The 20052-nt window shown below is 71.1% G+C and carries 16 protein-coding genes and 1 pseudogene; 13 read left to right on the top strand and 4 right to left on the bottom strand.

Translation table 11 applies throughout. The annotated features are described in order from the left end of the window. The first annotated feature begins 159 nt into the window (after nt 1–159). The 3 genes from glmU to AC08OX_RS06100 all read left to right on the top strand — a co-directional run bounded on the left by glmU (nt 160) and on the right by AC08OX_RS06100 (nt 4147). Nucleotides 160–1764: a bifunctional UDP-N-acetylglucosamine diphosphorylase/glucosamine-1-phosphate N-acetyltransferase GlmU gene (gene glmU / locus AC08OX_RS06110; protein ID WP_476606917.1), complete on the top strand. Its 1605-nt coding sequence runs from the start codon at nt 160–162 to the stop codon at nt 1762–1764. A 271-nt stretch (nt 1765–2035) separates the two neighbouring features. Continuing rightward, on the top strand, nt 2036–3010 hold the full coding sequence (locus AC08OX_RS06105) for a ribose-phosphate diphosphokinase (protein ID WP_011438336.1): 975 nt from the start codon (nt 2036–2038) through the stop codon (nt 3008–3010). A 111-nt stretch (nt 3011–3121) separates the two neighbouring features. Continuing rightward, the gene (locus AC08OX_RS06100; RefSeq protein WP_476606916.1) at nt 3122–4147 is read left to right on the top strand and encodes a tryptophan--tRNA ligase; all 1026 of its coding nucleotides are present in this window, start codon (nt 3122–3124) and stop codon (nt 4145–4147) included. 43 nt (nt 4148–4190) lie between these two features. On the opposite strand, the gene rsmA is transcribed toward AC08OX_RS06100, so the two are convergent. Together rsmA and AC08OX_RS06090 are read right to left on the bottom strand one after the other, a co-directional pair. Continuing rightward, on the bottom strand, nt 4191–4943 hold the full coding sequence (gene rsmA / locus AC08OX_RS06095; protein ID WP_476606918.1) for a 16S rRNA (adenine(1518)-N(6)/adenine(1519)-N(6))-dimethyltransferase RsmA: 753 nt from the start codon (nt 4941–4943) through the stop codon (nt 4191–4193). Between the two features lie 119 nt (nt 4944–5062). Then, on the bottom strand, nt 5063–5887 hold the full coding sequence (locus AC08OX_RS06090) for a TatD family hydrolase (protein WP_476606915.1): 825 nt from the start codon (nt 5885–5887) through the stop codon (nt 5063–5065). Between the two features lie 124 nt (nt 5888–6011). Here AC08OX_RS06090 and AC08OX_RS06085 point away from each other — a divergent pair, with 124 nt between their 5' ends. Further along, nucleotides 6012–7190, top strand: coding sequence for an ABC transporter substrate-binding protein (locus AC08OX_RS06085; protein WP_476606914.1), 1179 nt, complete (start codon nt 6012–6014; stop codon nt 7188–7190). A gap of 192 nt (nt 7191–7382) precedes the next feature. Then, the gene (locus AC08OX_RS06080; protein WP_476606913.1) at nt 7383–7934 is read left to right on the top strand and encodes a YdcF family protein; all 552 of its coding nucleotides are present in this window, start codon (nt 7383–7385) and stop codon (nt 7932–7934) included. Between the two features lie 13 nt (nt 7935–7947). On the opposite strand, the gene rsmI is transcribed toward AC08OX_RS06080, so the two are convergent. After that, nucleotides 7948–8862: a 16S rRNA (cytidine(1402)-2'-O)-methyltransferase gene (rsmI, locus tag AC08OX_RS06075; protein WP_476606912.1), complete on the bottom strand. Its 915-nt coding sequence runs from the start codon at nt 8860–8862 to the stop codon at nt 7948–7950. A 40-nt stretch (nt 8863–8902) separates the two neighbouring features. On the opposite strand from rsmI, the gene AC08OX_RS06070 reads away from it, so the two are divergent. Beyond that, complete coding sequence (locus AC08OX_RS06070; RefSeq protein ID WP_476606911.1) at nt 8903–10612, top strand: dolichyl-phosphate-mannose--protein mannosyltransferase; 1710 nt, start codon at nt 8903–8905, stop codon at nt 10610–10612. A 401-nt stretch (nt 10613–11013) separates the two neighbouring features. Beyond that, entirely contained in the window at nt 11014–11211 is a 198-nt protein-coding gene (locus tag AC08OX_RS06065; RefSeq protein ID WP_006541195.1) for a hypothetical protein, read from the top strand. Nucleotides 11212–11251: 40 nt separating this feature from the next. Here AC08OX_RS06065 and AC08OX_RS06060 read toward each other — a convergent pair whose 3' ends face one another. Then, nucleotides 11252–11800, bottom strand: a complete 549-nt coding sequence (locus AC08OX_RS06060) for a hypothetical protein (protein ID WP_476606910.1) — start codon at nt 11798–11800, stop codon at nt 11252–11254. Nucleotides 11801–12198: 398 nt separating this feature from the next. Between AC08OX_RS06060 and AC08OX_RS06055 the strand changes: the two are divergent. The 6 genes and pseudogenes from AC08OX_RS06055 to AC08OX_RS06030 all read left to right on the top strand — a co-directional run bounded on the left by AC08OX_RS06055 (nt 12199) and on the right by AC08OX_RS06030 (nt 19969). Further along, a pseudogene (locus AC08OX_RS06055) lies at nt 12199–13983 on the top strand (glycoside hydrolase family 15 protein). A 196-nt stretch (nt 13984–14179) separates the two neighbouring features. Further along, on the top strand, nt 14180–15661 hold the full coding sequence (locus AC08OX_RS06050; protein WP_476606909.1) for an FHA domain-containing protein: 1482 nt from the start codon (nt 14180–14182) through the stop codon (nt 15659–15661). A gap of 40 nt (nt 15662–15701) precedes the next feature. Beyond that, nucleotides 15702–16508 carry a DUF305 domain-containing protein gene (locus tag AC08OX_RS06045; RefSeq protein WP_476606908.1) on the top strand — a complete coding sequence of 269 codons (807 nt, stop codon included), beginning with the start codon at nt 15702–15704 and terminating at the stop codon, nt 16506–16508. Nucleotides 16509–16618: 110 nt separating this feature from the next. Further along, complete coding sequence (locus tag AC08OX_RS06040) at nt 16619–18199, top strand: SulP family inorganic anion transporter (protein ID WP_476606907.1); 1581 nt, start codon at nt 16619–16621, stop codon at nt 18197–18199. A 72-nt stretch (nt 18200–18271) separates the two neighbouring features. Beyond that, nucleotides 18272–19402, top strand: coding sequence for a family 43 glycosylhydrolase (locus AC08OX_RS06035; RefSeq protein ID WP_476606906.1), 1131 nt, complete (start codon nt 18272–18274; stop codon nt 19400–19402). Between the two features lie 162 nt (nt 19403–19564). Then, the gene (locus AC08OX_RS06030; protein WP_476606905.1) at nt 19565–19969 is read left to right on the top strand and encodes a VOC family protein; all 405 of its coding nucleotides are present in this window, start codon (nt 19565–19567) and stop codon (nt 19967–19969) included. The last annotated feature ends 83 nt before the right edge of the window (nt 19970–20052 follow it).

The raw sequence follows: 20052 nt of genomic DNA, 5'->3' as shown, positions 1-20052 counted from the left end.
GCACCATCACCACGGCGGTGGCCAGGCACACATCATTTCCCGGTCCGGGGCCGGCGTGTTCCCGGGATGGCCGTGGCATCTGCCGGCGCCTTCCGGCCGACGAGTAGTGTGGGCGCCGTCGCCCCACCGCTGTCCAGGTCCGAAGACTCGGGAGATCGCGTGACATCATCACGTCCGGTGGCCGTCATCATCCTGGCAGCGGGCGAAGGCAAGCGCATGCGCTCGACGAGACCGAAGGTGCTGCACCACATCGCTGGGCGCTCCCTTCTCCACCACGTGCTGAGCGCGGCCGGAGCCCTCGCGGCGGCGCGTACCGCGGTCGTCGTGGGCCACGGCCGCGAACAGGTCGCGGCGATGCTGGCGGAGCAGGCTCCCGAGGTCGTCCCGGTCGTCCAGGACCGCCAACACGGCACGGGCCACGCCGTCCGGGTGGCCTTGGCGGCGCTCGGCGAGCTGGCGCCCGGCGACACGGTGGTCGTGCTGCCCGGCGACACCCCGCTGTTGACCAGCGCGACGCTCACTGCTCTGGTGGCCCAGCACCATGCCCGGGCGGCCGCGGCGACTGTCCTGTCGGCCGTCATCGACGACGCCACCGGTTACGGCCGGGTGGTGCGCGACGGCGACGGCGCGGTCCGGGCCATCGTCGAGCATCGCGACGCCGACGCCGCCACCGCGACGATCCGAGAGATCAACACCGGCGTGTACGCGTTCGCCGCGGGCCCACTCCAGACCGCGCTCGCGCGGCTGACCAGGGATAATGCTCAAGGCGAGGAGTACCTCACCGACGTCGTCGGGCTGCTGGTCGCCGCCGGGCAGCCGGTGGCCGCGCGGGTCGTGGACGATCCCGGCGAGGCCGGTGGGGTGAACGACCGCGTCCAGCTCGCCGCCGCCGGACGGGTGCTGCGGGACCGGATCGTCGAGGCGGCGATGCGCGCCGGCACCACCGTCGTCGACCCGCAGACCATCTGGATCGACGCCGACGTCACTCTCGAACCGGACACGACTATCGCCCCCAACACCTTCCTGCACGGCCGGACGCACGTCGCTCGCGGCGCCGTCATCGGCCCCGAATGCACCTTGACGGACACGACGGTAGGCGCAGGCGCGACCGTCCTGCGGACCACGGCCGAGCGGGCCGAGATCGGCGCCGGGGCCGTGGTCGGGCCTTACAGCCATCTCCGATCGGGCACCCGACTGGGCCGCGAAGGCAAGATCGGCTCCTTCGTCGAGACGAAGTCGGCCGATCTCGGGAACCAGACGAAGGTCCCGCATCTGGCGTATGTCGGCGACGCGGTGGTCGGCGAGCGCAGCAACATCGGATGCACGACGGTCTTCGTGAACTACGACGGGGTGGCCAAGCACCGCACGGTGATCGGCTCGGACGTCCGGATCGGCAGCGATACCATGCTCGTTGCTCCGGTCACGGTCGGGGACGGGGCCTACACCGGCGCCGGATCCGTGATCCGGGAGGACGTTCCGCCGGGCGCGCTGGCGGTCCGGGAGGGGCGGCAACGGATCATCGAAGGCTGGGTCTCCCGCCGCCGTCCCGGCAGCCCGGCGGCACGAGCGGCCGCCGCAGCCGGCGTCCGGGCCCCCGGCGGCGCCGGGGATCCCGAGTATCCCGATGAAATGCCGCAACCGTCCGCGGCCGAGGCCGCCGTGCCGATCCCAGCTCATCAGGGTGACGTGGCGCACCGGAGTGAGTTGCCGCATACCGGCGAGGCCGGCATCGCTGGCATTCCCGGCGCGGGGAGCAGAACGTAAAGAGACGTCCGTCCAAACCTTCTCTGGCCAGCGAGGGGATGCACACTGCCCGACCTGCCCCGCCCGGGTCGGCGGCCCGGGGTCCGCGGGCGGCGATCCGGGCACGTGGGTACCATCCCGCCTGCGCAAACAGGTGCGGGGCCGGGTATGCCCGAGTGTTGAACCGTGCAGCCTCACGGCCGTTCCCCCGGACGGGTCACCCGCCCGGGGACTGCCCCCGCCAGCCCGATCACGCCAGCCCGATCATCCCGTCACGCCCGAGGAGTACGCGGTGGCCTACCAGACCGAGAACCGGCGCAATCTGATGCTCTTCGCGGGACGTTCGCACCCGGGCCTCACGGCGGAGGTCGCGGCCGCGCTCGACGTCGAGCCCGTACCCACCCATGCCTACGAATTCGCCAGCGGCGAGATCTTCGTCCGCTTCTCCGAATCGGTTCGGGGCTGCGACGCCTTCGTGCTCCAGTGCCATTCGGCTCCGGTGAACACCTGGCTGATGGAACAGCTGATCATGGTGGACGCGCTGAAGCGGGCCAGCGCCAAACGGATCACCGTCGTCGCGCCCTTCTACCCCTATGCGCGCCAGGACAAGAAGCACCGTGGCCGGGAGCCGATCTCGGCCCGCCTCGTCGCCGATTTGTTCAAGACCGCCGGCGCGCACCGGCTCATGTCGGTCGACCTGCACACCGCCCAGATTCAGGGCTTCTTCGACGGGCCGGTGGACCATCTCTTCGCGTTGCCGCTGCTCACCGACTACATCGAGTCCAAGCTGGACACGTCCGAGGTGACCGTCGTCGCCCCCGACTCGGGCCGGGTCCGCGTGGCCGAGCGGTGGACCGACCGGCTCGGCTGCCCGCTGGCCATCATCCACAAGCGGCGTGACCCGGACGTTCCCAACCAGGTGAAGATGTTCGACGTGGTCGGCGAGGTGCACGGACGGACCTGCGTCATCGTCGACGACATGATCGACACTGCCGGCACGATCACGAAGGCCGCGGAGTCACTCAAGGAGCACGGCGCGGCGGGCGTCATCGCGGCGGCAACCCACGGCGTGCTCTCCGGCCCCGCCGCTGACCGGCTGAAGAACTCGGAGATCAGCGAGGTCGTCCTCACGAACACGCTGCCCCTGCCCAGCGAGGCTCGCATCGACAAGATCACCGAACTGTCCATCGCCCCGCTGCTGGCCGCGGCCATCAAGGCCGTGTTCGAGGACGGGTCGGTGACCGGCCTGTTCGGCGGAGACGCCTGACCGAGGCTCGCATCCCCACCCCGCCGCGAGACAGGCGCGGGCAGGCGAACGGCCGCGGCGAACGACCTGGGGCGTCCCGGCGGCCGCCCCGCGTCCGTAGACTGCCCTGCCATGGCAGCGCAACAGCCGAAGGTGTCTCTCACCGGGATCAAGCCGACGGGCGAGCCGCACCTCGGCAACTACATCGGAGCGATCCGGCCGTCGCTGGAGCTCACCTCGGCCTACGAGTCGATCTACTTCGTCGCCGACTATCACGCCCTGACATCCGTGCGTAGTCGCGAGGAGTTGGCGAGCTATACCCGCTCGGTGGCGGCCACGTGGCTCGTGCTCGGGCTCGACCCGACGAGCACGATCTTCTACCGCCAGTCCGACGTCCCCGAGATCTTCGAGCTGACCTGGGTGCTGTCCTGCGTCACCGGCAAGGGTCTGATGAACCGGGCCCACGCCTACAAGGCGGCCCGTGACCGCAACGCCGAGGCCGGCGTCCCCGATCTGGACGCCGGCATCAACATGGGCCTGTTCAACTATCCGATTCTGATGGCCGTCGATATTCTCATCATGAATGCTGACGTGGTCCCCGTTGGCCAGGACCAGTCGCAGCACGTGGAATACGCCGCCGACATCGCCGGCTCCTTCAACCATCTGTTCGGTGACGTGTTCAGCCTGAAGATCCCGGAGGTGGTCCTCCCGGCCGGGAGCTCGGCGAAGGTACTGCCCGGCATCGACGGCCGCAAGATGAGCAAGTCATACCGGAACACAATCCCCCTCTTCGCGCCGGAGAAGCAGCTACGGAAACTCGTCCGTGGGATCGTGAGCGACAGCACACCGCTGGCGGACCCGAAGGACCCGGACAGTTCCGCGGCCTTCGTCCTGCTCGAGAACTTCGCGACTCCAGAAAAAATCAAGGAGATGCGCGGCCGTCTGGAGCAGGGCGGCACCGGGTGGGGCGAGGTGAAGAACGCCCTGTTCGAGACGCTCAACGACTGGCTGTCACCGCTGCGGGAGCGCTACACCGAGCTCATCGCCCCGGACAGCGAGCTGGACGGCATCCTCGCGGCGGGTGCCGAGCGGGCCCGCGACCGGGCCCGGCCGGTGCTCGCCGGCGTCCGGCGCGCAATCGGGATCTCGCCCCTCTGACCTCCCCGCCGTTGCGCCCTTCCCCGCCGTTGCGCCGGGCGGCTCAGTCGGAACGGGCGGCGCGGGCGGCGGCCAGCCGGCAGAAGGCCGCGATGCCGAGGGTCTCGCCCCGGGCACCGGGATCGACCTCGGCGGCACGCGCCAGTTCCCCAGCGGCGGCGGGCGATCCGGCCCAGGGCGCCAGGGCCGTACGCAGGGTCTTGCGGCGCTGCGCGAACGCGGCATCGATCGCGGCGAACACGTCCGCCCGCAGCAGCGCCGGACCGGGCAGGGGCCTGCGGGCGAAGGCCACCAGCCCTGAATCGACGTTCGGCTGCGGCCAGAAGACCGGTCTGGGCACCGCGCCGGCCGGCCGGGCGTGCGCGTACCAGGCCAGCTTGACGCTGGGCGCCCCGTACACCCGGCTTCCCGGCGGCGCGGTGAGCCGGTCGGCAACCTCCGCCTGGACCATCACCAGCCCACGGCGCAGCGAGGGCAGCCGTTCCAGCAGCCCGAGCAGCAGCGGCACCGCGATGTTGTAGGGCAGGTTCGCGGCGAGCACCCCGGGCGCGGCCACGTCGGCGGGCAGGTCGACCGGGGTGACCCGCAGACCGTCGGCGGCCACCACGCGCAACCGCTCGGCGACGTCGGCCGGCAGCCGGGCGGCCACGGTCACCGGCAGGGCCGCGGCGAGGGGGCGATCCACCTCGACGGCGACGACGGCCTTCGCCGCCTCGACGAGCCCCAGAGTCATCGACCCGAGTCCTGGCCCGATCTCCAGCACCGTGTCGTCCGGGCCGACGCCGGCGAGCCGCACCAACCGGCGGACGGTGTTCGCGTCGACGAGGAAGTTCTGTCCGCGCCGTTTCGTCGGCCGCAGGTCCAGCTCGTGCGCGAGGGCCCGAAGTTCAGCCGGCGAGAACAGCGCGTCGGTGTCTACCAGGGCCCGAACACCCGCTCCGCGTTCGCGGCGATGTGCGTGCCGAGCTCGGCGACGCCGACGCCGCGGGTCTCGGCCAGCACCCGCAGCGTCAGCGGAATGAGGTACGGGCCGCCGGGCCGGCCCCGCCAGGGGGTCGGGGTGAGGAACGGCGCGTCGGTCTCCACCAGGATGAGATCCGCCGGGGCGACGGCCGCCGCCTCCCGCAGATTGGCGGCATTGGAGAAGGTGACGTTGCCGGCGAACGACATCACGTACCCGGCGTCCGCGCAGATCTTCGCCATCGCCGTGTCCCCGGAAAAGGCGTGGAAGACGACCTTCTCCGGGGCGCCCTCCTCGGCGAGGATACGCAGCGTGTCGTCGTGGGCGTCCCGGTCGTGGATCATCAGCGTCCGGCCGGTCTCCTTGGCGATCGCGATGTGGCGCCGGAAGCTCTCCTGCTGCGCGGCATGCGCCTCGGGTGGGGTGCGGAAGTAGTCCAGACCCGTCTCGCCGACCGCGCGCACGCGATCGGCGCGGGCCAACGCGGCGATGGCGGCGAACGTCTCCTCGGTGACCCCCCGGGCCGCCTCGTTGGGATGAATCGCGACGGCGGCGTAGATCTCCGGATGCGCCGCGGCAACCTCGGCCTGCCATCTGCTGGTGGGCAGGTCGATGCCGACGGTGACGGCCCGCGTGACACCGACCGCCCGGGCCGCCGCGATCGCCGCCGGAACTTCGGTGCCCATCAGGTCGAGATGACAGTGGCTGTCGACCACGGCCACGGGAAGAGGGTCCGGCGGTGGCGGCGGATCACCCGACCGGCCAGAGTTTCGCGCCACCTCACCCGCCCTCTCGTGCCCGCCCTTCGTTTCCTGAGGTCTGAAGTCTACGACCGCCGCCGGGTGTGCCAGACAACCCGGCATGGGACGCTAATCGGGTGAGCAAGCGCAAGGACCCCACGCGATGACGACACCGTTGACCGTTGCCCTGGTCACCCCGCTGACCGGTCCCGATGCCGCCCAAGGCCTCGCCGGGCTACGAGGGGTCACCCTGTGGGCGCGTGACGAACGCCTCCCACTGCCCTGGGACGAGGTGAGTCTCACCGCCTACGACGCGTATCCCGATTCGGCCGCCGCCATGCGCGCCGCGGTGGCCGCTGGGCCGGATGCCCTGCTCGGACCCTACGGCCACCGGGCGGCACTCGCGGCCTGCGCCTCGACGGACCGGGTGGTCTTCAACACCGGCGCCCCGTCCACGCGCTTCGTCCGGCAGGCGTTCCCGAACGTCGTGAACATCGCCGCGGCCACCTCGACCTGGCCGCGCGGGGTCCTCGCCGCCGTACGGGCGGCCGATCGACGGGCCCGCAAGGTCGTCCTGCTCGCCTCCGGGGACACCGCCGTCGAGATCACATCGGTGACGAAGGCCGCCGCGGTGGCGCAGTCGTTCGAGGTGGCCTCGCACGTCTTCCCCCCGGGCAAGGCCGCCCTCGCCGCGACCCGGCTGCCCCCGGGCGACATCCTCATCGTCCACGCCGGCCCGGACGACGAGCTGGCGGCGGCGAACATCCTGCTGCGCCGGCCGTGGCGGGCGGCCGCTTTCTCCACGGCCGTCAGTGCGCAGGCCACCGCGAGCCTGGGCGACCTGCGCGAGCAGCTGCTGGCGCCGGGCAGCTGGATGCCCGAGAGCACCCAGCCGACCGCGACCGGCCCGACCGCGCAGGAGTTCACCGCCGACTTCACCGCCCTGCACGGCGTCGCGCCGACCGAAACGGCGGCCTGGGCCTACGTCACTGGGCTGATCCTGGGACGGGCCATTCGCTACTGCGGAGGCGTGCAGGATGCCTCCGTGCTCGCCGCCGCCCGGGGCATCGACACGACCACGTTGCTCGGTCGCTTCCGGCTGGACGAGGCGACGGGGCTCCAGGTCGGCCACCAGATCCCGATCGTGCAGTGGCAGGCCGGTGCCTCCCGGACGGTCTGGCCCCGTGAGTCGGCGCGGGCACCGTTCGCCCATCCCCGGCTGTTCACCAGCCGACCGGGGATAGCGTCTCGGACTTCGCCGGGGACGACCGCGACCACGCCCACGCCCACGACCACGCAGCCTCGGACGCCTCCGGCCTCACGCACACTCCCCACCACGTGAGTGGCTCTCCGCCGCCAGCGGACCGTCCGGGGCGGCGGGTGAACCGTCCGGAGCGGGTGAACCGTCCGGAGCGGGTGAACCGTCCGGAGCGGGTGAACCGTCCGGAGCGGGTGAACGGTGGTTGGTTCGGGTGCCGCCGTGGTACTGAGAAGCTCTACGGCGGCACCTGCGCGGGCCGCGGAGGGGGAAAACATGGCGGCGGGTCCACTCGGTCGTGTTCCCGCGAGGCCGTGGCGCCGCCGGGCCGCGGTGGGCATCCTCGGCGGCCTGACGGTGGCCTTCGCGGTGGCGACGGCCCGGCTGTTCGTCTTTCCGCACCAGGATGCTCCCGCCCCGGTGGACGCGATCGTCATGTTCGCCGGGAGCCCGGGACGGCTCGAACGCGCCGTCGCACTCGCGCGGGCCGGCTACGCACCCGTGCTCGCGGTCTCGGCGCCGACGGAGAAGGACCCGTGCCCCGGGCCCATTCCCGGGGTGGAGGTGATCTGTTTCTCGCCCGATCCGCGGACGACCCAGGGCGAGTCGCGGTGGACCTCCGCGGCAGCGGCACGCCGCGAGTGGCATTCACTCATAGTCGTCGCCTCGACCTCGCAGAGCACGCGCGCCCGGCTGCGCCTCGCCCGTTGCTATGACGGCGAGACGCGGATGCAGGAGGTCCCGCCCCCCCGCCGGGCCTGGCCGTACGTGATCGCCTACGAGTGGGCGGCGCTGGGCAAGGCCCTCGTTCTCCAACGCCACTGCTGACTGCCAACCGTGCTCAGCGCCCGCCAGCCCGGTCCCCGGCCCGGACGCCGAGCTCCGCGGCATAGACCTCGTTGCGGGAGACGCCGTACTCGGCGGCCACGGCCTTGCGCGCATCCTTCGGGGACATCCCCGCCGAGGTTCGTCGGGCTACCTCGGCGACGAGGATCCTGCCGTCGATGATCGGTTCAGTCCCGCTCAGCCCAGCCCCGCCTGGTTCGGCCCCGCCTGGTTCGGCCCCGCCCCGGGTACCGCCGGCGACCACCAGCGTGAACTCCCCCCGGATGACCCGGCCGTCGGTGGCCCAGCCGAGCAGATCGGCGAGGTCGCCGCGGACGATCTCCTCGAAGGTCTTCGTCAGCTCGCGGCAGAGCACCGCCGGCCGGTCGGCGCCGAAGGCCGCGACGAGGTCGCGCAGGCCGGCCACGAGCCGGTGCGGGGACTCCAGGAACACCATCGTCCGCAGCTCGCCGGCCAGGTCGCGAAGGCGTCCACGCCGATCGCCGCCCTTGCGCGGCAGGAAGCCCTCGAAGGTCCAGCGGTCCGTCGGCAGCCCGCTGACGGCCAGGGCCGCGGTGACGGCGGACGGACCGGGAACGACGGTCACGGCCATCCCCGCGGCGGCGGCCGCGGCCACGACCCGGAACCCGGGGTCGGAGACGGCGGGCATCCCGGCGTCGGTGACGAGCGCGACGGTGGCGCCCTGGCGCAGGTAGTCGGTGAGCTGGGCGGCCCGGGCGCCTTCCACCGCGTCGTAGCACGACACGATCCGCCCGGACACCGTCACGCCGAGCGCGTGCGCCAGCCGTAGGACCCGGCGGGTGTCCTCGGCGGCGATCACATCCGCGGTGGCGAGGATCTCGCCGAGCCGAGGGCTGGCGTCCCGGACGTCGCCGATGGGGGCACCGCACAGCACCAGGGTCCCGGACACCCGACCAGTCTGTCAGGAGCCAGGACCTACCCTGATCGGTGTGACGGCGACGACGGCTCACCTGCCCTGGACGGCGACCGGTCGCGGGGACGCGGCGCGGGTGACCGGCCCGGGTTCCGCCGGCCCGGCCGGCGGTCGGGCGCTCTCGGTGCGTGAGCGGCTGTGTCCACCGATGCCGCGGTCGCCGCTCATGGGGTGGCTGGCGACCCTGTCCGTCGCGATCGTCGCCGGGCTGCTGCGTTTTTGGCACCTCACGGAGCCCCGCGGGATCTACTTCGACGAGGTCTACTACACCAAGGACGCCTGGGGCCTGCTGACGGCCGGGCATGAGATCAACTCGACGACCTGTTCCGGCCCGGCCTACGTCGTCCATCCGCCGTTCGGCAAATGGCTGATGGCCGCCTCCGAGGGCCTGTTCGGCTATACCGACTGCGCCGGGGTCCCGCACGGCAGTCCGGAGCTCGGCTGGCGGTTCTCGTCCGCGCTGTTCGGGACGCTCGCCGTCCTGGTCCTCGCCCGCGCCGCCCGACGGATGTTCCGCTCCACGCTCCTGGGCTGCTTCGCCGGTCTGCTCCTCGCCCTCGACGGGCTGGAGTTCGTGCAGAGCCGCATCGGGATCCTCGACATCTTCCTGATGACCGGCGTCGTCGTAGCGCTGGCCTGTCTGCTGCTCGACCGGGACGACGGCCGCCGCCGGCTCGCCGGCCGGCTGGAACCGGTTGGTTCCAGCCCCGGCTCAGCACCCCTGGGGGACGAGGCCGCCGGCCCGGACGGCGGTACGGACGCCGGCCCGGACGGCGGCCCGACCACGACGGCTCCGCCCACCCGGGCCGGCCGCCTCCTCGACACGTACGGGCCGCGGCTGGGGTTCCGCCCCTGGCGGCTGGCCTGCGGGGCGGCCCTGGGACTGTCCATGGGGGTGAAGTGGAGCGCCCTCTACACGATCATCGGCTTCGCGGCGCTCGCCCTCGCGTGGGACATCGGAGCGCGGCGCACCGCCGGAGCCCGCCGACCCGTGCTGGGAGCACTGCGCCGGGACAGCCCGGCCTGGTTCGCCGCGTTCGTACTCGTCCCCATCGTGACCTTCCTCGCCACCTGGACCGGCTGGTTCGTCACCGACGGCGGCTACTACCGCCACTACTACGGCAACGGTTTCGGCGCCGCGTGGCACGGCTGGTGGAAGTACCAGATGGCGGTGCTGAAGTTCCACGAGGGACTCCACGAGGGGCACGCCTTCGCGTCGCATCCGATGAGCTGGCTGGTGATGGCGCGGCCGGTCGCGTACTACTACTCCTCGCCGGCGTACGGGACCTCGGGCTGCCACGATCCGGCCGGCTGCTCCCGGGAGGTCATCGCCCTGGGCAACCCGGCGATCTGGTGGGTCGGCACGGCGGCGCTGGTCGCGATGCTCGCCTGGTGGGTCTCCCGGCGGGACTGGCGGGCGGCCCTGGTGCTGGTCGGGTTCGGCTCGGCCTTCGTGCCGTGGCTGCTGTTCCCGAACCGCACGATGTTCTTCTTCTACGCGCTGCCGTCGCTGCCGTTCCTGGTCCTCGCCATCACGGCGCTGGCCGGGCTTGTCCTCGGCCCCCGCGAGGCGTCGGAGACCCGCCGCCTGGTCGGGGCGCTGCCGGTCGGGGTCTACACGATCATCGTCGTGCTGCTCTTCGCGTACTTCTACCCGATCCTGGCCGCCGAGGTGATCCCCTACTCCTCGTGGCGCGCCCGGATGTGGTTCCCGGGCTGGATCTGAAAGGACACCACACCAGGCCCACAGTGCCGACCCGTGGACCCCCGACGAGGCCCCACGGCGTCGCCTCAACGTGATCCGACTCACGACTCCGCACCCCATTCGTGGCATCACCACCGTAGGCGATGCAACCATTACGAATCGGCAAGCTGGAACAGCGACAGCCGCGGCGACAGGGGTTATCGAAGTTGGACGGTCACGAAGAGTCGAACAAGGACGCCATTAGCAGCACCGCCCTGACCCTTGAACGGGGGGGTCGCGTACAGCTCGAGAAGCCGATCCGAGAGGGTGGGGCGGTCACCATGCCCCGAGGCCGTGCGGCAGTGAGCGCCCAAACGGGTCTCCCTCCGACCTCCAACCACCGGAGACGGGTGTCGGGCGGGCCGAGACTGGGAGGAACCACCATGGCGGATGTGTCGGTACGCTTCGCGATGACCGATGACAGCGAGATCGTGCTGAACCTGTCGCTGACCCAGGCGATCCGGCTCACGGAGGCGATCGCGTCGAAAGTCAGCCAGGCGATGACCGAGCAGCCGCGAGCCGGCATGAACGGCAACGCCTACGGCCCCGGGGTGCGCCCCGGCCCCTATTCGACGTCCTGAGCCATCCGGCACCGAGCCGGGCTATCCCCCCGGTGTCGGGCTATCCCCCGGTCAGCTGGGCGATCAGGGCCCGCAGCAGGTCGAGATCCCGGCGGCGCAGCTCGGCGACGGACGACGGATCCGGCCGCGTGGAGGCCAGCGCCGCACGCACCGAGCGCAGCTTGCCGCGCAGGATCTCCACGTCGGCGGGTGTCAGTAGACCGTCGCGCAGGACCAGCACGACGTGACCACCGTGCTGCACCACGTCCACCGACTCGACCATCGGCAGCGTGACGACCCGGATACCGACGGGTGCCTCCTGGTCGTAGACGAGGCACAGCTGGTCCTCCGCCATCACCTCCGCGGTGCCGTCGTCCCACAGCACAGTCGCTCGGGCCGTGATGGGGGTCACACCGCGGGCCGACTCGACCCGCACGGGGTCGGCGTTCCCGGCCGGTTCGCGACGGCCGGCCGGGTGGACGGCGAGTACCGTGCCGCGCCGCGACCAGACCCCGCCACCGAGGTCGTCGACGGGGAAGACCCGGTCACCCCGGGCGAACATCACCAACGCGGCACGACCGTCCTCGGCGATCGGCGGGTGGGCGGCCATGGCGTGATCGTAGGTGGCCGCCGTGAGGGCCCGAGCGCCGAGACCCCACCAGGGCGCATCCGCAACACCCGCACACCCGCGCCGGGAACCACCGTTCCGCACCGGTGAACCGGTGAACCGGTGCCGACGATCCTGGTAGCCACCGATGTGGCCGCGAACCACCACCGGCATCGCACGTTCACCGGCTCGCCGCGGCCACTGTGGCTTATGCCCGGTCATGGTCCCGTGGACTCCGCAACGGGTTACCTTCGCCTGGTTGCCACCGAATCGCGTGGCGACCGGCGGCGGTCGGAGGACGCGGGCGGCTCCTAGCGGGCCGCGACGGCACGGTCCATCCTCCCCCCTGTCCGCAACCCCCACGGCCGACCTCGGCCGGTCACGCTTCGCGGAGCCCACGAATGCCCGACACCGACTATCCGCCCATCGAAGAGCACGCGGTCATCGGCGACCTGCGTACCGTGGCCCTGGTCGCCACGGACGGCACGATCGACTGGTACTGCCCGCAGCGCTTCGACGCGCCGTCGGTTTTCGCGAGTCTGCTGGACGCCGACCGTGGCGGATCGTTCCGTATCCACTGTCCGGACTCCCGGGCCAGACAGCTCTACCTCCCCGACTCGAACATCCTGATGACCCGTTTCCTCGCCCCCCGCGCGGTCGGTGAGGTCATCGACTTCATGGTCCCGGTGGACAGCGACGTCACCGAGACACCGCACGTCGTGGTCCGCCAGGCCCGAGCGGTGCGTGGAACCGCCACGTTCCGGCTGCGCTGCGACCCCCGGTTCGACTACGGCCGGGCCCCGCACACCGTCACCCTGGTGCCCGGTTCGGGCGCGGTGTTCGAGTCGACCGCCGGCACCCTTGTGCTGCGCACGGCCCTGCCGCTGCGCGTCGAGGCCACGGCGGTGGTCGCCGAGTTCGAGCTGGCGATGGGCGAGTGTGCCGACATCGTACTCGAGTGGAACTCGACCATCCGCCCATTGATCATCGGCGAGGCGGAGACGTTGTTCACCCGGACGCTGAACTACTGGCAGGCCTGGATCCGGCGCGGGCGCTATCACGGCCGGTGGCGGGAGATGGTGCTACGCAGCGCTCTCGTCCTCAAGCTGCTCGTCTACCGGCCCACCGGGGCGCTGGTGGCCGCGCCGACCACCTCGCTACCCGAGGAGCTTGGCGGCGTGCGCAACTGGGACTACCGCTACACCTGGATCCGCGACGCGGCCTTCACGGTGTACGCGCTGATGGCGCTCGGATTCACCGACGAGACCGCGGCGTTCATGGACTGGCTCGAACAGCGATGTCACGAGGCACCCAAGCACTGCGGGCTCTACGTGCTCTACAGCGTGGACGGCAACGCCGACCTGGACGAGCTGGTCCTCGACCAGCTGTCCGGCTATCGCGGCTCGAAGCCGGTGCGCATCGGCAACGCCGCCGCCACGCAGCTCCAGCTCGACATCTACGGCGAGCTGATGGACTCGGTGTACCTGTACAACAAGCAGGTCCCGATCTCCTTCCAGCTCTGGGAGGCGCTGGGCCGCCAGCTCGACTGGCTGGCCAGGCACTGGGACGAACCGGACGAGGGCATCTGGGAGACCCGGGGTGGGCGCCAGCGCTTCACCTACTCGGCCGTGATGACCTGGGTCGCCTTCGAACGGGCCTGCCGGATCTCGCGCCAGCGCGGCCTGCCCGGGCCGACGAACGAATGGAAGGACTACGCCGGGCGGGCCTACCGGTTCGTCCAGAACGAGGCGTAGAACCCCGCCCGCGGCGCCTACATGGAGTTCCCCGGCTCACCACGGATGGACGCATCCCTGCTGTGCATGCCGCTGGTGAAGTTCTCCGGCCCCACCGACCCCCGGTTCCTGTCGACCCTGGAACGGTTCAGCGGGGACCTGGTCAGCGACAGTCTGGTGCGCCGGTACGCCGCGGACGGCAGCGACGGCCTCACGGGTGACGAGGGCACCTTCAACCTGTGCTCGTTCTGGTACGTGGAGGCACTGACCCGGGCCGGTCGGGTCGCCGAGGCCCGGATGGTCTTCGAGAAGATGCTCACCTACGCCAACCACGTGGGGCTCTACGCCGAGGAGATCGGTTCCTCCGGGGAGGCGCTCGGCAACTTCCCGCAGGCGTTCACCCACCTCGCCCTGATCAGTGCCGCGATCCATCTCGACCGCGCGCTGGGGTGACCGACCCGAGGACAGGTGCGCGGTGACCACAGGTACGCGGTGAGCACGGGCGGTTTCCGGTGCCGGCGCGGCACGGCAGGATAGGCGGCGAGGACACGCACCGGAGCCGATAGCCTGAAGATCGGCACCGATGTTCGGAATGCGGGATCCTTCAAGGTCGGGATCCTCCGGGGTGCGGGATACGAGGGGCGAGGTCATGGCGGGACTGGACCGTTTCCGGGTGGTCGTGGAATCCGGGCGCGGAGATCGGACGGGAGTGGTCGTCCGGCTGCCCGGCGCACTCATCGTCGCCTGTGCCGGCCCGGCGGAGACGGCCGAGACGACCACCAGGCTGCTGGCGCTGTGCGCCGAGGTCGCTGCCGAGGTGGGCGCCACCGCGTCGACCATGGGTCGCCGGCTGGTACGTCGGGTCGCGGGGCTGCTGGCCGATGCCGATCCGGATCGGGTGCCCGACTTCAGCCTGCTGACCACGGTCAATGACCGGGTCGCCGCGCTGGTCCACGGGGCGATGGACGTCGTCGCGACGGGCAGCTGCGGAGTGACGCTCTCCGGCGTCGACTCGGCCACGTGGGTCGACCGGCTACTGCCCACCGAGATCAGCCGGATCGACGTCGGCCCCACCGGCCTGGTCGGGCCGACGGGTTTCCCCGGCGGTCTCGGCGATCTCGGTTTCCCGCTTGACCTGCGCATCGGGGCCGTGCCCGGGATCGGGGTGAGTCTGCTGCTCAGCGACACGCCGTCGCTGCCCGCGCCGAAGGCCTCCGCCGAGCAGCTGCTCGCCGGATTCGATCCGGTCCGGGAGCCGATGACCGGCGCCGCGCCCATCCCCACGCCGGGAACCCGCGCCCCCGATCCGATGCCGACCACCCCGCCGGCGCTCGCCCCCCTGCTCAGCAAGGAGGAGGAGGCCCATCGGCGCCGCGCCGCCGCCGAACCGACGCAGGCGGCCGACCTCGACGAGCTCGACGAAGATCCGCCCACCGAGCTGGCCCAGCGTGACTCGGTCCCGCGTGCCGGGAGCGATCTGGGTGGCAGGCACGGCCACGCCGGGCCCGTCGGCCACCGCGAGGGCCTCTCCGACGGTCTGGGCGACGACCTCACCGACGACGAGCACGACGCCCTGACCCAGCTCCCGGGCCAGAGCTTCACCGTCTCCGACCTCATCGAGGACGACGAGGCACCGACGATGCTGCCGAGCAGCGGCGAGCCTCAGGTCGAGGGTGTGCTGTGCGCCAACGGCCACTTCAACCACCCGCAGGCGCCGTACTGCTCCGAGTGCGGCCTGTCGCTCGCCCAGCAGAACACCCGCACGGTCTGGGGTCCCCGGCCGCCCGTCGGCGTCCTCGTCTTCGACGACGGCCAGACCATGAACGTCGACATGGACCTGGTGATCGGCCGCCAGCCGGACCGCGACGATGCGGTCCGGGCCGGGAAGGCACGGGCGCTGCCGGTCGAGGACGGTGAGAGCGCCGTCTCCCGGGTGCATGCCGTCATCACCCTCAACGGTTGGGACGCGGTCATCACCGACCAGGGTTCGGCGAACGGCACCTACATCGCCCCGCCGGAGGCGACCGTGTGGACGCCGCTGAGCCCGCACCAGCCGGCTCCCCTGATCCCCGGCACCCGCGTGCAGGTGGGCAAGCGGACGTTCGTCTTCAACTCCCACCTGCACGTTTGACCACCTGCCCGGGCAACCCACCCGTCCAGCCGAGGGGTTCATGACGACGACGGACGACAACCGGCCAGCCGGCAACGACCCGCCAGCCAGCGATGGCGATGCGGCGCGCGGGAGTGACGCGCGGCCGCGACGCCGCTGGGCCCGAAGCCGGCTGTGGTGGACGCCGATGGTGCTCGCCGTGGTAGCCGGCCTGCTGGCGGCCGGCGCGGCGCTGGGCAACCTCGCCAGCCGGTCACCGGACGAGGGGTCGGTCGATGTCGGCTTCGCCCGGGACATGTCCGAGCATCACGCCCAGGCCGTGCAGATGGCCATGATCGAGTTCAGTCACGGCGGTGACCAGGACACCCGCAGCGTGGCCCAGGACATCGCGCTGACCCAGCAACGCGAGATCGGCATCATGTCCTCATGGCTGTCCGGATGGGGGCGGCCCCAGTCCACCTCCGGGACACCGATGCGGTGGATGCGGGACTCCCGCACCGTCAACGGCGCCTCGGGCGGTCATGACGGTCACGGCGCCGCCAGGCCCGGCATGGACCTGCCGGGCCTGGCCGGGGGTGCGGCGCAGGACGCGTCCAGCGACCCGCGGAACACCGCGCGCATGCCGGGTATGGCGACCCCCGCCGAACTGCAACGGCTGGCCTCGATCCGGGGCCATGACCTCGACGTCCTCTTCCTCACCCTGATGGTGCACCACCATCGTGGGGGGCTGGCCATGGCCCAGTACGCGGCGATGCACGCCGGTGAGGACCGGGTACGGGCGATGGCCAGGGCAATGGTGCTCGCCCAGTCGATGGAGATCGACCAGATGCAGCGCGATCTGGTACGCCTCGGCGCGCCTCGGGCCTGACCGGCGAACCCGCCTACTGTCACGACGAAACCGGCTTTGTATAGTCGAGTGGGACTAACCGGACTCGGGGAAGGCAGCCCCCTCGTCGCAGGGCAGGGGAGGCCGCCGTCATGCCTGATGTAACCGCCCGAGAGGCCGCCGACGCCGGGGGCTCCGTTCGCCGGACGGCCCCCAGCGGCCCCTGGTACTCCCGCCGCCGCACCGGCCGCTGGCCGGGAGTTCGTCACATCCGGGTGGAACTGCTCGCCGGCCTGGTGACCGCGCTCGCGCTGATCCCGGAGACGATCTCCTTCTCCGTGGTGGCGGGGGTCGATCCGAAGGTCGGTCTGTTCGCGTCGTTCACCATCTCGGTGGTCATCGCGTTCACCGGCGGACGCCCGGCGATGATCTCGGCGGCGGCAGGCTCCATGGCCCTCGTCGCAGCCCCCCTGGTCCGCGACCACGGCCTGAACTACCTGCTGGCGACGACCATCGGGGTGGGCCTGCTGATGTTTGTGCTCGGCCGGCTCCGGGTGGCACGGTTGATGCGGTTCGTCCCGCGGAGCGCGATGATCGGCTTCGTCAACGCGCTGGCCATCCTCATCTTCACCGCGCAGATGCCGCACGTGATCGGCAAGTCGTGGCAGGTCTACGCCCTCGTCGCCGCGGGCCTCGCCATCCTGCTGGCTCTCCCCCGCCTGACCAGAGCGGTCCCGCCGCCGCTCGTGGCGGTGGCGGTCCTCACCCTCGTCACCGCCGGTTTCAACATCTCCGTCCCTACCGTCGGCAACGAGGGCCGGCTGCCGAGCTCACTGCCCGTCCCCGGTGTGCCTGACGTGCCGCTGACCTGGGAGACACTGCGGATCATCGCCCCGTACGTGGTGGCGCTCACCGCCGTCGGCTTGGTGGAGACGCTGCTGACCGCGCAGATCGTGGACCGGTTGACCGACACCACGCATGACCCGAACCGCGAATCCTGGGGCCTGGGTGTCGCCAACATCGTCAACGGGTTCTTCGGCGGGATGGGCGGCTGCGCCATGATCGGCCAGACGATGGTGAACGTCAACTCGGGCGGGCGGGGCCGGCTGTCGACCTTCGCCGCCGGCGCTTTCCTGCTCATGCTGGTCGTCCCGCTGCGCGACCTCGTACGGGTCATCCCGATGTCGGCGCTGGTCGCGGTGATGATCCTGGTGTCGGTCATGACCTTCGAGTGGCGCAGCATCCAGCCCTCGACGCTGCGCCGGATGCCCCGCGGCGAGACCGCGGTCATGGTGGCGACCGTCGCCGTCGTGGTGCCCACCCACAACCTCGCCTACGGCGTCGGGGTGGGCGTCATGCTGGCCGCGTTGCTGTTCACCCGCCGGGCCGCAAACCTGGCGCTGGTGACCAGCGTGCTCGACCCGGAGGGCCGGGAGAGGATCTACGTCGTCCAGGGCACGCTGTTCTTCGCATCGACCAGTGATCTGGTGAACGCCTTCGACTACGCGTGCGACCCCGAACGGGTGGTCATCGACCTCTCGGAGGCCCACCTTCTCGATTCGGCGGCGGTCACCGCCCTCGACGACGTGCGCGCGAAGTACCGCGAACGCGGCACGCAGGTGAACCTGGTCGGGGTGAACGCCCGCAGTGCCACTCTGCTGCACAAGCTGTCCGCCGAGCCGGCGCAGGTGGAACCGGCACCGACCGAACCGGCGCCCACCCGCGTCCGGTGAGGTCGAGCTGACCGCGAATACACTCTGCCATTAGATGCTTACTCAGATAATTGCCTTGAGGATGGTGGCGGGATGGCCGGAGAGAAGGGCGCCGGGCTCACTCAGGGTCTGATCGACTTCGCCCGGCGCCAGCCCGCCGTGGTCGTCGTCATCATCGTCCTAGGCGGGTTGTACCTTGCCAGGTCCGGCCCGAGCCCGGGTTCCCGGGCCGTCCTCGTCCCCGGGATCGAGTTCTCAGCCCCGTCCCTGATCACCCGCAACCGGACAACCTATGCCTTCGGTGTGGACCCGGACTCCCCCGGCACCGTTGACGTGCTCTCCAGCCGGGACCGCCGGAGCTGGACGATCGAGCCGGCCGCGCTGCGCGCCCTGCCGCCCTGGGCCGATCCCGCGGGCGGCCTCGGCCCGGCTGCCGTCGGCGCCTTCGGCCACGGGTTCGTCATGTACTACGCGACGGCCGTGCGTGGCCTCGGCGTCCGCTGTATCTCCGCGGCGACCGCCGACTCCGCCGACGGTCCGTTCGTCGACACCTCCCTCGCGCCCTTCATCTGCCAGACCGCGGACGGCGGCAGCTCGGATCCGAGTCCCTTCGTCGACGAAGCCGGACGCGCCTACCTGGCCTGGGCGAGCCCCGGGGCGGGCGGCGGCTCGGACCGGAACCACGGCGCGCCGCCCACCCTGTGGGCGGCGCGGCTGCGGTCCGACGGACTCGTGCTCACCGGCGAACCCGCCATCATGCTCCGCCCGAGCCTGTCCTGGCAGCAGGGGCGGATCTCGGCACCATCGATGATCTCAGCCCGCGGGCGTCACCATCTGCTCTATTCGGCCGCGTCGCCGCTCGGTGGACGGCAGGTGGTGGCGACCGCGTCGTGCAAAGGGCCGCTCGGGCCCTGCCTGCCGGCGGGCGAACCGATGCTGACCGGGGGAAAGGTCGGCTTCGGACCGAACGGGGCCCATGCCTTCACCGACGCGCGGGACCGCTGGTGGGTGGGGCTGCACAGCTGGGACTCCCGACCCGACGGCGCCTACCTGCCGATCGGTCGGTTCGTCGTCGCTCCGCTCGACGTCACCCGGGACGCGGTGACGCTGCACGTCGATTCCCTCGTCCGGGGACGGGTTCTTGATCCGGATGAGCGTGACCCGCCCCACGAGCGCCGCCGGCAGCACGAGGATCGGGTAGACGGCGAGGACCGGGTGGGATAACCAGGTGATGGGCCGGCTCCCCGTCGTCTTCGCGGACTACGACATTCCGGATCCGGGCATTCCCGGTATCTCCACCGAGGACCACGAGGCCATGGAGATGCCGACAGAGCGACTCACGAACAAAGTGCCTTACAGACCAAGCGACTTACGGAGAAGTTCCATATGCCAGTCGAACTGAATCATACTATTGTGCATGCCCGGAATAACCGGGAATCGGCCGAGTTTCTGGCGGATATCCTGGATCTCGAGGTCGGCGCCGCGTGGGGACCGTTCATCCCAGTCGTCACCGCAAACGGTGTCACCTTGGACTTCGCCACCGCCCCGGTTGGGTCGATCACTGTGCAGCACTACGCGTTCCTGATCTCCGAGGAGGAGTTCGACGCGGCGTTCGAGCGGATCCAACGGGCCGGGATCACCTACTATGCGGATCCGCACCGCAAGCACCCGGGCGAGATCAATCATAATGACGGCGGACGCGGGTTGTACTTCCTGGACCCGGCCGGTCACGGCATAGAGATCATCACCCGTCCCTACGGGGGATTCGAAGCAGATTCCAGAGCAGTCTGAGACTGTCTCTTATACACATCTGACGCTGCCGACGACTAGTCGAGTGTAGATCTCGGGGGGTGCCGTATCCTTCAAAAAAAAAA

Source organism: Frankia sp. CoBUL1, from assembly GCF_978021245.1.
The sequence above is the reverse complement of the archived record's forward strand: the minus strand, read 5'-3'. Positions and strand labels throughout refer to the sequence as shown.

Bases quoted from the DNA above. Each gene is read 5' to 3' on its own strand.
- AC08OX_RS06100 (WP_476606916.1), top strand. From the start codon at position 3,122: ATGGCAGCGCAACAGCCGAAGGTGTCTCTCACCGGGATCAAGCCGACG.
- AC08OX_RS06085 (WP_476606914.1), top strand. From the start codon at position 6,012: ATGACGACACCGTTGACCGTTGCCCTGGTCACCCCGCTGACCGGTCCC.
- AC08OX_RS06080 (WP_476606913.1), top strand. From the start codon at position 7,383: ATGGCGGCGGGTCCACTCGGTCGTGTTCCCGCGAGGCCGTGGCGCCGC.
- AC08OX_RS06065 (WP_006541195.1), top strand. From the start codon at position 11,014: ATGGCGGATGTGTCGGTACGCTTCGCGATGACCGATGACAGCGAGATC.
- AC08OX_RS06060 (WP_476606910.1), bottom strand. From the start codon at position 11,800: ATGGCCGCCCACCCGCCGATCGCCGAGGACGGTCGTGCCGCGTTGGTG.
- AC08OX_RS06050 (WP_476606909.1), top strand. From the start codon at position 14,180: ATGGCGGGACTGGACCGTTTCCGGGTGGTCGTGGAATCCGGGCGCGGA.
- AC08OX_RS06045 (WP_476606908.1), top strand. From the start codon at position 15,702: ATGACGACGACGGACGACAACCGGCCAGCCGGCAACGACCCGCCAGCC.
- AC08OX_RS06040 (WP_476606907.1), top strand. From the start codon at position 16,619: ATGCCTGATGTAACCGCCCGAGAGGCCGCCGACGCCGGGGGCTCCGTT.
- AC08OX_RS06035 (WP_476606906.1), top strand. From the start codon at position 18,272: ATGGCCGGAGAGAAGGGCGCCGGGCTCACTCAGGGTCTGATCGACTTC.
- AC08OX_RS06030 (WP_476606905.1), top strand. From the start codon at position 19,565: ATGCCAGTCGAACTGAATCATACTATTGTGCATGCCCGGAATAACCGG.